This is a genomic window from Lacticaseibacillus yichunensis, assembly GCF_003946405.1.
In the GTDB taxonomy this organism is placed as follows: Bacteria; Bacillota; Bacilli; order Lactobacillales; family Lactobacillaceae; genus Lacticaseibacillus; species Lacticaseibacillus yichunensis.
This window is the reverse complement of sequence record NZ_RHOG01000049.1, coordinates 1-10,409: the sequence shown is the minus strand read 5'-3', so window position 1 is coordinate 10,409 and position 10,409 is coordinate 1. Positions and strand designations below refer to the sequence as shown.

Sequence of the window (10,409 nt, the reverse complement as noted above, 5' to 3'; positions counted from 1 at the left end):
CCTCTGCATTCATTATACGACAGTAACGGAACGGTTCCCATGAAAACAAGGCACTTACAAATATTCAGTATCCACTATTTAATGGAAGAAACGAAAGGAGCGCATCAATGACATCTGTTGTGTTTATGGGGACCCCCCAGTTCGCCGTCCCGATTCTCGAGGCGCTGGTCGCCGCTCACTATGACGTGCAAGCCGTGATCACCCAACCGGATCGCCGCGTGGGCCGTAAGCAGCTGCTGGAGCAGTCGCCAGTGAAACAGGCGGCCGTCCGCTTGGGGCTGCATGTGCTGCAACCGGAAAAACTCAGCAAGAGCCCCGAACTAGACGAGGCGATCGCCTTGGCGCCGGATCTGATCATCACCGCTGCCTATGGCCAATTTTTGCCGGTGCGGTTCCTGAACGCGGCAAAAATTGCGGCGCTCAATGTTCATGGGTCGCTACTGCCGCGGTGGCGCGGTGGGGCGCCGATTCAATACAGCATTCTCAGCGGCGACAGTGCCACTGGGGTGACCATCATGGAAATGGTCAAGGCGATGGACGCCGGTGGAATTTACGCCCAGGCGCGGCTGACCCTGACCCGCGAAGACGACAGCGGCACCGTTTTTGATAAATTAAGCCTGATCGGCCGTGATCTCCTGCTTCGCGTCCTGCCGCAGATCATCGATGGTTCGCTGAAGCCACTGCCACAAGAAGAAAAGCACGTCACTTTTTCGCCGACCATTACGAAGGAACAAGAACAACTGGACATCACGCTCCCAGCCGAGCAAGTGGATCAATGGGTCCGCGCGCTGCGGCCAGACGTGGGTGGTTATGTCGTGATCAATGGCCAGCGCGTCAAGCTCTGGGCGGTGACCTCGCTGAAGGCACCCACCGACGCCAAGCCGGGTGAAGTCGTCGACCGCACCAAGAAGCAATTGATCGTCGCGGCCGGCGACCATACGCAATTGCAGATCGACACGTTGCAGCCGGCGGGCAAGGACGCCCAGTCGATCGCCGCCTATCTCAATGGCGCCGGTCAAGCAATCAAAAAGGGGGACCAGCTCATTGAGCCAACCACAAAGTAATGCCCGGGCGCTGGCGGTTTCGATTCTGGAGCAGCTGGAACTACGCGGCGGTTATTCAAATCTGGCGCTGGATGCGGCGTTGGCCAAGGCCCATCTCGATCCACGCGATGCGGGGCTGGTCACCACCATTGTTTACGGCGTGCTGCAGCATCAATTGACGCTCGATTATGACTTGGCACCATTTATCAAGGATCGCAAGCTCGATCTGTGGGTCCGCATCTTGTTGCGAACGGCGGTTTTTCAACTCGTCTATCTGGACAAAATTCCGGCCCGAGCGATTTTTTATGAATCCACCGAGATCGCCAAAACACGCGGCCATGTGGGGCTCGCCAAGTTTGTGACCGGTGTGCTGCGTGCGTTTCAACGCGACGGGGCGCCGAGCCTTGATGACATCGAAGACGACCATGAACGGCTGAGCATCGCGACCTCCACCCCGTTATGGCTGGTGGACCGCTTGATCGCCCAGCAAGGGATGGCCAAAGCAACCTCAATTCTCAGCGACATCGACCGGCCGAGTGCGGCGGCGCTGCGGGTGAATACCACCCGGACGACGCGCGAGGCCCTGCAGCAGGCGTTGGCGCTGGAATTTACCTTGACCCCGTCTGAAGTCAGTCCGGTTGGGTTGACGTCAGAAGGCGGTCATTTGGTCCAGACCTACGCGTTTTCGGCTGGGGACTACACCATGCAGGACGAAAGCTCCCAGCTGGTGGCGCCGAGTTTGGCCATTGAGCCGGATAACTTGGTGCTGGATGCATGCGCGGCCCCGGGCGGGAAAACGACGCACATCGCCGAATATCTGGATCCTGACAAAGGCGGCCGGGTGATCGCGCTCGATCTGCATCCCCACAAGGTGCGCTTGATCGACCAAAATGCCCGGCGCCTCGGGCTGCAGAAGCGCATCGATAGTCGGGTGATGGATGCCCGGCAGGCCGGGGATGAATTTGCGGAGGAGACCTTTGATCGCATTTTGGTCGATGCGCCTTGCTCCGGGCTGGGTCTGATGCGCCGCAAGCCCGAGATTCGCTACGCCAAACAGCCAAGCGATCTTGAGGCGCTGCCGGCGATTCAGCTTGCCATCTTAAAGAGCGTCGCGCCGCTTCTCAAGCGGGGCGGGCGCCTCACGTATAGCACCTGCACGATCGTCAATGAAGAAAATCAGGACGTGGTCGCGGCTTTTTTGGCGGCCTCGCCGGATTTTGAGCAAGTGGCCGTGCCCGGGGCCGAGGCCCTGATCCACGCGCATGGCGCGCCGGCACTTCAGCTTTTTCCCGATGACTATGGCACCGACGGCTTTTTCATTGCGAGCTTTGTGCGTAAATAGGAGAACTCGATGGAATATGCATACCGAACCGACCTGGGGCGACGCAGGCCGAACAATCAAGATTATGTCGGTCTTTTCAACAATCAGGCCGATGCGACGTTGGCGATCGTTGCCGATGGAATGGGCGGGCACCAAGGTGGGGATGTCGCCAGTGAAATGGCCGTCTCCCATATCGGGCATGCCTTCCGCGAGACCAAAACGGCGGACGTTGAGACCATCGTGCGGTGGTTGATCTTTGAGCTGCAAAATGAAAATGACGTCATCTTGGAAAAAGCCCAGCGCTATACGGACCTGACCGGGATGGGCACGACCCTTGTGGCAGTCGTCATTTCCGGCAGCCGCTTCGTCGTGGCCAACATCGGCGATTCGCGGTGCTACCTGTATCGCGGCGGGCATCTTTTGCAGATCACCGAGGATCACAGCCTGGTCAACGAACTAGTCAAACACGGTGAGTTGACCAAGGAAGAGGCGCAGCGTTTTCCGCAGCGCAATGTGATCACTCGCTCACTTGGGGTGTCCAGTGATGTCGATGCGGATGTGACCATTTACGACATGGAATATGATGACTATCTCTTGCTGTGTTCGGATGGCTTGACCAATCAGGTGCCGGATGCGCAGCTTGAGGCGGTCATCGGCTCTGCGTTGCCACTTGGCAGTAAGGCGCAAGAGCTGATCTTGAAGGCCAATGCCGCGGGCGGGCCGGATAACATCACCGCACTGCTCATTCATCAAGATCGGAGGGAGCACGAATGATCGAACCAGGCAATATTCTCAATGAACGCTATCAGCTTCTGAAGACCTTGGGTGAAGGCGGCATGGCCAATGTCTATCTCGCCCATGACCTGATCTTGGACCGCGACGTCGCCGTCAAGGTCTTACGGCTCGACCTGCAAAATGATCCCGATACTATTCGCCGGTTTCAGCGGGAAGCGATGGCGACGTCGGAGCTGGTCCATCCCAACATCGTGTCGATCTATGATGTCGGGGAAAGTCATGGTCAGCAATACCTAGTCATGGAATATGTCCATGGCACCGATCTGAAAAAATACATCGTCGAGCATTTTCCGATTCCTTATCAGCGCGTGATCGACATCATGGCCCAGATCCTGTCCGGGGTCCAGCTGGCGCATGACCACAACATCATCCACCGGGACTTGAAACCGCAAAATATCTTGATCGATGAAGATGGCAATGCAAAGATCACCGATTTTGGCATCGCCGTGGCCCTGTCGGACAATTCGATGACGCAGACCAATTCGTTGCTCGGCTCGGTCCATTATCTGTCGCCGGAGCAGGCCCGCGGCGGCATGCCGACCAAGCAAAGCGACATTTACGCGCTGGGCATCATATTGTTCGAGATGCTGACGGGGACGGTGCCGTTTGAAGGCGACTCGGCGGTGTCCATCGCGCTCAAACATTTTCAAGAGGACATGCCTGCGGTTCGCGATTTTGACCCGCGCATTCCGCAAGCCTTGGAAAATGTGGTGCTCAAGGCCACCGCAAAGGAGCCGGCCGATCGCTACACGAGTGCCGCTGCCATGGCGGATGACCTGAAGACCGCGCTGTCTGCGTCTCGCGCCCATGAGCCAAAATTCGTGGCGGCGACGAACAGCGATCTCGATGAAACAAAGGTCCTGCCGAGCGCGGGTGCGGTTGCTGCGGCCTCTGCCGCTGCGGCTTCGACCCAGCCGGCTTCAACGCAAGCGGCCACGACCGATTCGGCGGCCAAAAAACGTGACAACAAGAACGCCAAGAAGAAGCCGACCTGGAGCAAATATTGGCCGTTGATCGTGGCGGGCGTCGCGCTGCTGGCCTTGATCGCCTTTTTGATCTTTGCGTTCACTGGGGCCAAGGGGGATGTCAATGTGCCGGATCTGCGGGGCATGACCCAGACCCAGGCAAAATCGGCACTGAAAGCCGCGGACCTCGAACTGGGCAAAGTCTCCAAAGCCAACTCCAACTCCGTGGCCAAAAATCGCGTCATTCGCTCGGAGCCAGGGCGCAAGACCAGCGTGAAGAGCAAGAGCAAGGTCGACATTGTGTTGAGCAAAGGCGTGGAAAAATTCACCGTAGATGATTACACCGGCGAACTTTACGACGACGTGCACAGCGATCTGAAGTCGGCTGGCTTCACGGTCAAAAAGACGGAAAAAGAAGACGACGCCCCAGAAGGCACCATCCTTTCGCAAAGTCTGCAGGCCGGCAGTAAGGTCGTCCCAGCCGATGAGACAATCACATTTACCGTTTCGAAAGGGCCAAAGCCGATCGTCTCGTCCAGCAGCTCCTCTGAGCCTGAGGAAAAGACCGTGACGGTGCCAGATTTTATCGGCCAGTCCGCAGACAAGGTGAGTTCCTGGGCAAGTGAAAACGGCATGAAGGTCATCTTCGAGGATCAGGAATCGGATACGATCGCGAAGGGTGATGTGATCTCCGTCTCCCCAGCTTCCGGCAGTACCCTAACAGCCGGCGAAACCTTGACCGTCGCTCGCTCGACTGGCGCCCCGGCGTCTTCCAGCACGAGTGAGTCGTCCTCAAGTGAGCCCGATGACACGTCTTCCTCAACGCCAACCGTCAAGAGCCAGGTCGAGGCGTATGTGGGCAAAACATACATCGCGCTCCAGGGCTTCGCAACTGAAAAGGGTTATACGGTGACCACAGACGCCGGAGATCCATCCTCGGATTCCGTGATCGTCGAGAGCATTGAAAGCGTCGATGACACGACCAAAGTGATCGTGGTCACCGTGAAGTAGTTCCGTGAAAGGAAGTTTTTATGGCTGAAGTCAAAACTGGACAGATCATTCGCCAGCTCAGTGGGTATTACGACATCGCGACGGACGGCGAGGTGACCCGCACCCGCGGCCGCGGCGTGTTGCGCAAGCGCGATGTCACGCCGCTGGTCGGCGACCGGGTGACCTACACCCCCGGCGCCACCGCAGACGATGACGGCGTGCTGATCGACGTTTTGCCCCGCGACAATGCGCTGGTGCGGCCGCCTGTGGCCAACATCGATCAGGCGCTGTTGGTCGTGGCCGCCGCCGAGCCCGATTTTTCCCTGAACCTGCTGGATCGCTTTCTCGTGTATCTTGAGGGCAAGTCGATTCACGCCGAGATCTATTTGACGAAAACAGATCTGGTGCCGGCTGCGGACTTGGCGAAAATTCAGACGGCGCTGGCGGGCTACGAGCAGATCGGGTATGCCACCTTTGCGCCACTGCCGCCGTTTGCCGAGGAGACGCTTGCGGCGGTGCGTGCGAGTTTTGCCGATAAACTGACGATTTTCACCGGGCAGACAGGGGCCGGTAAATCGACCCTGATCAACCATCTGGTGCCAGGCCTGCAGCTGGCGACCGGCGAGATCTCCAAGGCCCTCAATCGCGGCCGCCACACCACGCGGACGACGGAACTGTTCATCGCAAACGGCGGGTTGGTGGCGGACACTCCGGGCTTCTCGTCGCTTGGCCTGCTGGGCGTCGAACTCAGCGACCTGCGCGACCGGTTTCCGGAATTCGTTGCGGTCGCCGATGACTGCCGTTTCCGCTCGTGCCAGCACGACAAGGAGCCAGGATGCGCGGTAAAGGCCGGCGTCGAAGCGGGCACCATCATGCAGAGCCGGTACGACGATTACCTGCAGTTTCGCAGTGAGCTAGCCGGCTTGCGGCCAACATATCAGAAAAAATAGAAGGGAAGATGTGAACATGAAGATCGCACCTTCGATCTTGAGTGCGGATTTTGCGGATCTTGCCACCGGCGTCGCGGCTGTCGAAGCGGCCGGGGCGGACCGGCTACATATCGATGTGATGGACGGCCATTTTGTGCCAAATCTGACATTTGGCCCCGACACCGTGCGCGCGTTGCGGCCGCGGACTAGCCTGCCGCTTGAAGTTCATTTGATGGCTGACGACCCCGATCGCTGGATCGCCGGTTTTGCCGACGCGGGCACCGACATTTTTCTCGTGCATCAGGAAGCGACCGCGCATCTTTACGGGACACTGCAGACCATCGCCGCGCATCACGTTCAAGCCGGCGTCGTGCTGAACCCCGGCACCCCGCTGAACACGCTCGATGAGGTCTTGCCGCTGGTCGATCAGGTGCTGATCATGACGGTCAACCCGGGCTTTGGCGGCCAGCATTTTCTGCCGGCGATGACGGCGAAGGTCGCGGCCTTAGCGAAAATACGGACGGCTCGCGGACTCAATTTTGCAATCGAAGTCGACGGCGGCATCAACGACCAGACGATTGGCGACGTGACGGCGGCCGGCGCCGATATAGCGGTGGCCGGTTCGTACATTTTCAACGGCGACCCGGCGCAGCGGCTTGCCAAGCTTGAGGGCCGCGCTTAATGGAAAATTCGTTGCTGGGGCTAATGGTCGGCGGACCACGCGGCCTTTTGCCTGCTGACTGGCCAAGCCTTGCCCCAACCTGGGCCGGCGTCGACCGCGGCACGTTGACCTTGCTTGAAGCGGGGGTGGCGCCTGCGTTTGCGGTTGGCGACTTTGATTCGCAAACGGCGGCCGAATACGCGAAAGTGCGTGCGGCGGTTGCCGATGTGGCCCGCGTTGCGCCTGAAAAAGATGAGACCGACACCGAAATGGGGTTGCGCGTGGCCTTTGAGCAATCTCATGCGACGCGGGTGCTGGTGCTTGGCGGGACAGGCGGCCGACTCGATCATTTGCTCTCCAATTTGTGGCTTTTGACCCAGCCGCGGTTTGAGTCATACGCCGAGCGGGTGAGCTTCGTTGATCAGCAGAATTGGATCGACTTTTTGTTGCCCGGCGCGCATCTCCTTCAGCCGCGGCCGCAATTCCGGTATCTCGGCATCGCCAACTTAACGGCGGTCCGGAGCCTCACGATCACCGGCGCCAAATACGCGTTGCCAGCTTGGACCAACGGCCGACCGTTTTCCTGGGCCTCTAACGAATTTTTAGGGGAGGCACCAGTTCGAGTCAGCTTTTCAGAAGGGGTGGTCGCGGTGATTCGCAGCCGCGATCGCGTTGGGCAGACTCGGGATAACTAAGCATGACAGGGTGCTCAAAAATGAGCGCCTTTTTTGTTGCGCATCCGAAGGAGAAGGGCAGAAAGTATTGTGATGGCGTCACACTACTTTTTTGCGGGATCAGGGGCAGGAATCGCACGCCCGCGGGATAAAGGAATATGTGTGTGATGCCATCACAACAATTTAGCCATGCAATGTCAGGACGTGGCAATCTTTGCGGACCACGGGACCGTGGATTTTGAGATTCACACGCAAAAGCGCCACATTTACGGACCGTGAGTCTGGCCGATGAGGGGTTTTGTCCCAGTGCGATCTCGGAGATTGCGGATTTGGTTTTTCTGATTAGGAATCACGTCATTTGCGGTCTCAAAGATCGCACGCCAGGACTGCGGCATCCACATTCGTGTCACCCCGTCACAAAACTTATATCGAGCGTCTGAGACTGGCAATCTCTGCGGACCACGGGACCACGGATCTTGAGATTCACGAGGAAAAGAAGCAATTTTGTGGACCGTGAGTCCGGTTGATGTGAAATGAGTGACCCGTTGCGATCTCGGAGATTGCCGATTTTGGTTTTCTGCGTACCAATCACGCAATTTGCAATCTCGGAGATCGCACGCCAGGACTGTGACCTCCACATTGGTGTCACCCCGTCACATAACTTGATATCGAGCGTCTGAGACTGGCAATCTTTGTGGACCACGGGACCGCGGATTTTGAGATTCACGAGGAAAAGAGGCCAATTTGTGGACCGTGAGTCCGGTTGATGTGGAATGAGTGACCCGTCGCGATCTCCGAGATTGCCGATTTGGGTTTTCTGCGTAGGAATCATGCAATTTACAGTCTCAGAAATCGCACGTCTTGACTGTGACCTCCACATAGGTGTCACCCCGTCACAAAACTTGATATCGAGCGTTTGAGACTGGCAATCTTTGCGGACCACGGGACCGCGTATTTTGAGATTCACGAGGAAAAGAAGCACATTTGCGGACCATGAGTCCGCAAATGTAAAACGAGTGACCCGTTGCGATATCGGAGATTGCCGATTTGGGTTTTCTGCGTAGGAATCAGGTGATTTGCAGTTTCAGAGATCGCACGCCAGGACTGTGACCTCTACATTGGTGTCACCCCGTCACAAAACTTGATATCGAGCGTCTGAGACTGGCAATCTCTGCGGACCACGGGACCGCAGATTGTTAGATTCACGAGGAAAAGAAGCAATTTTGTGGACCGTGAGTCCGGTTGATGTGAAATGAGTGAGCTGTTGTGATATCGGAGATTGCGGATTTGGTTTTTCTGATTAGGAATCACGCAATTTGCAGTCTCAGAGATCGCACGTCTTGACTGTGACCTCTATATTGGCGTCACCCCGTCACAAAACATGATTTCGAGCGCCTGAGACTGGCAATCTTTGCGGACCTCGGGACCGCGGATGTCGAATTTTACGAGCGAAAGAAGCACATTTGCAAACCATGAGTCCGCAAATGTGAAATGAGTGACCCGTCACGATCTCCGAGATTGCCGATTTGGTTTTTCTGCGTAGAAATCAGGTAATTTGCAGTCTCAAAGATCGCATGCCAGTACTGTGCCCTCCACATTCGTGTCACCCCGTCACAAAACTTGATATCGAGCGTCTGAGACTGGCAATCTTTGCGGACCACGGAACCGCGGATGTTGAATTTCACGAGGAAAAGAAGCAATTTTCTGGACCGTGAGTCCGCAAATGTGAAACGAGTGACTCGTCGCGATCTTGGAGATTGCCGATTTGGGTTTTCTGCGTAGGAATCAGGTGATTTGCAGTCTCAGAGATTGCCCGTCTTGGACTGTGGCATCCACATTGGTGTCACCCCGTCACAAAACCTTATATCGAGCGTCTGGGACTGGCAATTTATGCGGACCACGGGACCGCGGATGTTGAATTTCACGAGAAAAAGAAGCACATTTGTGGACCGTGAGTCCGGTTGATGTGAAATGAGTGACCAATTGCAATCTCCGAGATTGCCGATTTGTCTTTTCGGGCCATATTTCTCAACACTTGCATTCTCAGAGACTGCAAGCCCGTACCCCGGGGTTGCGGAAGTCGCTGGTTTCGCTCGAAAGGTGATAATCGGCATACTCAGGATACGCGAGTTTCAATCCCCCAGGGGCGTGCAGTTGGACAGGACTTATCTATTGCGTGAGCCAGCCCAACTACCTCAATCGTCGCTCTATTTTCGACAATCAAAACGTTGAATTGACGGCATTCCTGTGACCGAGACTATTTGCTGTGTTCGACAGATTCTGACCAGCTTAGGAAAAACGCTGATAGACCGCGGTTTCTAATGCCCGATGAAGCGTCTCAGAAGCGCATTAGAAGGTCGATTTCGTATTGAATTTGATGGATTGGTCGCGAAAATGTCGTAGGATGCGTGTGAGAGAGTTGTGTCCAATCAAGCGCTGATAGAGTTGTTAGCCTTTAACTTCTGGGTATCAACCCGGTCTCGCGCGGAGCGCTAGGGATGTGCGGATAAAGATGTGGGATGGCATCACACATCTTTTCAATCGAAATTTCATGTGCGCGGGGCTTGGCACGAGGCGCCATACCCGGGGGTAGGTGGATCTACAAAATTTAATCTGGAAATTTCTCGGCGCGGATGGAAAGAAATGTGATGCCATCACTCGCCTTCACAGCGGAGGCTTCCGGGGTGTGCGGCTCACAAGAGATCCGCATCCTCGGAGTATGCCGTTCTGTCTTCTTGGCACTCAAATCAAGCAGGTCGTATCCCCTGAGTACGCGGCGGAATAGCTACTTTGGAAAACCTGTCACTGCTTGCGATCCCTGAGACCGGGAATATCGATATTTTTGGCCGATAAACACAAAGTTGCGGTCTCAGAGATCGTAGCGTTTGCCGCCCAGTGTGGTGGCACCCCAAACTGGTGTGATGCGGTGACACTATTTCAATGAAGGGCACCGGGGGCGTGCGGACAAAAAGTTGGACTTCAGGTATGATATTAAATGTACTCACTAAAAGAGAAGCAGAGGGCCGTCGAG

At 56.3% G+C, this 10,409-nt stretch carries 7 protein-coding genes; all 7 read left to right on the top strand.

The annotated features are described in order from the left end of the window. Positions 1-107 precede the first annotated feature (107 nt). From fmt to EKM95_RS10975, 7 genes are read left to right on the top strand one after another with little or no spacing between them, the layout of a single operon-like run. Positions 108-1,064: a methionyl-tRNA formyltransferase gene (fmt, locus tag EKM95_RS11005; protein ID WP_125698421.1), complete on the top strand. Its 957-nt coding sequence runs from the start codon at positions 108-110 to the stop codon at positions 1,062-1,064. After that, complete coding sequence (rsmB, locus tag EKM95_RS11000; RefSeq protein ID WP_225423300.1) at positions 1,045-2,385, top strand: 16S rRNA (cytosine(967)-C(5))-methyltransferase RsmB; 1,341 nt, start codon at positions 1,045-1,047, stop codon at positions 2,383-2,385. The genes fmt and rsmB overlap by 20 nt, the downstream gene beginning before the upstream one ends. A gap of 9 nt (positions 2,386-2,394) precedes the next feature. Beyond that, entirely contained in the window at positions 2,395-3,138 is a 744-nt protein-coding gene (locus EKM95_RS10995; RefSeq protein WP_125698417.1) for a Stp1/IreP family PP2C-type Ser/Thr phosphatase, read from the top strand. Further along, positions 3,135-5,135, top strand: coding sequence for a Stk1 family PASTA domain-containing Ser/Thr kinase (gene pknB, locus EKM95_RS10990; protein ID WP_125698415.1), 2,001 nt, complete (start codon positions 3,135-3,137; stop codon positions 5,133-5,135). The genes EKM95_RS10995 and pknB overlap by 4 nt, the downstream gene beginning before the upstream one ends. Positions 5,136-5,155: 20 nt before the next feature. Beyond that, the gene (rsgA, locus tag EKM95_RS10985; RefSeq protein WP_125698413.1) at positions 5,156-6,064 is read left to right on the top strand and encodes a ribosome small subunit-dependent GTPase A; all 909 of its coding nucleotides are present in this window, start codon (positions 5,156-5,158) and stop codon (positions 6,062-6,064) included. A 16-nt stretch (positions 6,065-6,080) separates the two neighbouring features. Further along, positions 6,081-6,725: a ribulose-phosphate 3-epimerase gene (gene rpe / locus EKM95_RS10980; RefSeq protein WP_125698411.1), complete on the top strand. Its 645-nt coding sequence runs from the start codon at positions 6,081-6,083 to the stop codon at positions 6,723-6,725. Further along, the gene (locus EKM95_RS10975; RefSeq protein ID WP_125698409.1) at positions 6,725-7,399 is read left to right on the top strand and encodes a thiamine diphosphokinase; all 675 of its coding nucleotides are present in this window, start codon (positions 6,725-6,727) and stop codon (positions 7,397-7,399) included. The genes rpe and EKM95_RS10975 overlap by 1 nt, the downstream gene beginning before the upstream one ends. Positions 7,400-10,409 lie beyond the last annotated feature (3,010 nt).

Coding starts and splice junctions, on each gene's coding strand:
- fmt (WP_125698421.1), top strand. CDS start 108: ATGACATCTGTTGTGTTTATGGGGACCCCCCAGTTCGCCGTCCCGATT.
- rsgA (WP_125698413.1), top strand. CDS start 5,156: ATGGCTGAAGTCAAAACTGGACAGATCATTCGCCAGCTCAGTGGGTAT.
- pknB (WP_125698415.1), top strand. CDS start 3,135: ATGATCGAACCAGGCAATATTCTCAATGAACGCTATCAGCTTCTGAAG.
- EKM95_RS10995 (WP_125698417.1), top strand. CDS start 2,395: ATGGAATATGCATACCGAACCGACCTGGGGCGACGCAGGCCGAACAAT.
- rpe (WP_125698411.1), top strand. CDS start 6,081: ATGAAGATCGCACCTTCGATCTTGAGTGCGGATTTTGCGGATCTTGCC.
- EKM95_RS10975 (WP_125698409.1), top strand. CDS start 6,725: ATGGAAAATTCGTTGCTGGGGCTAATGGTCGGCGGACCACGCGGCCTT.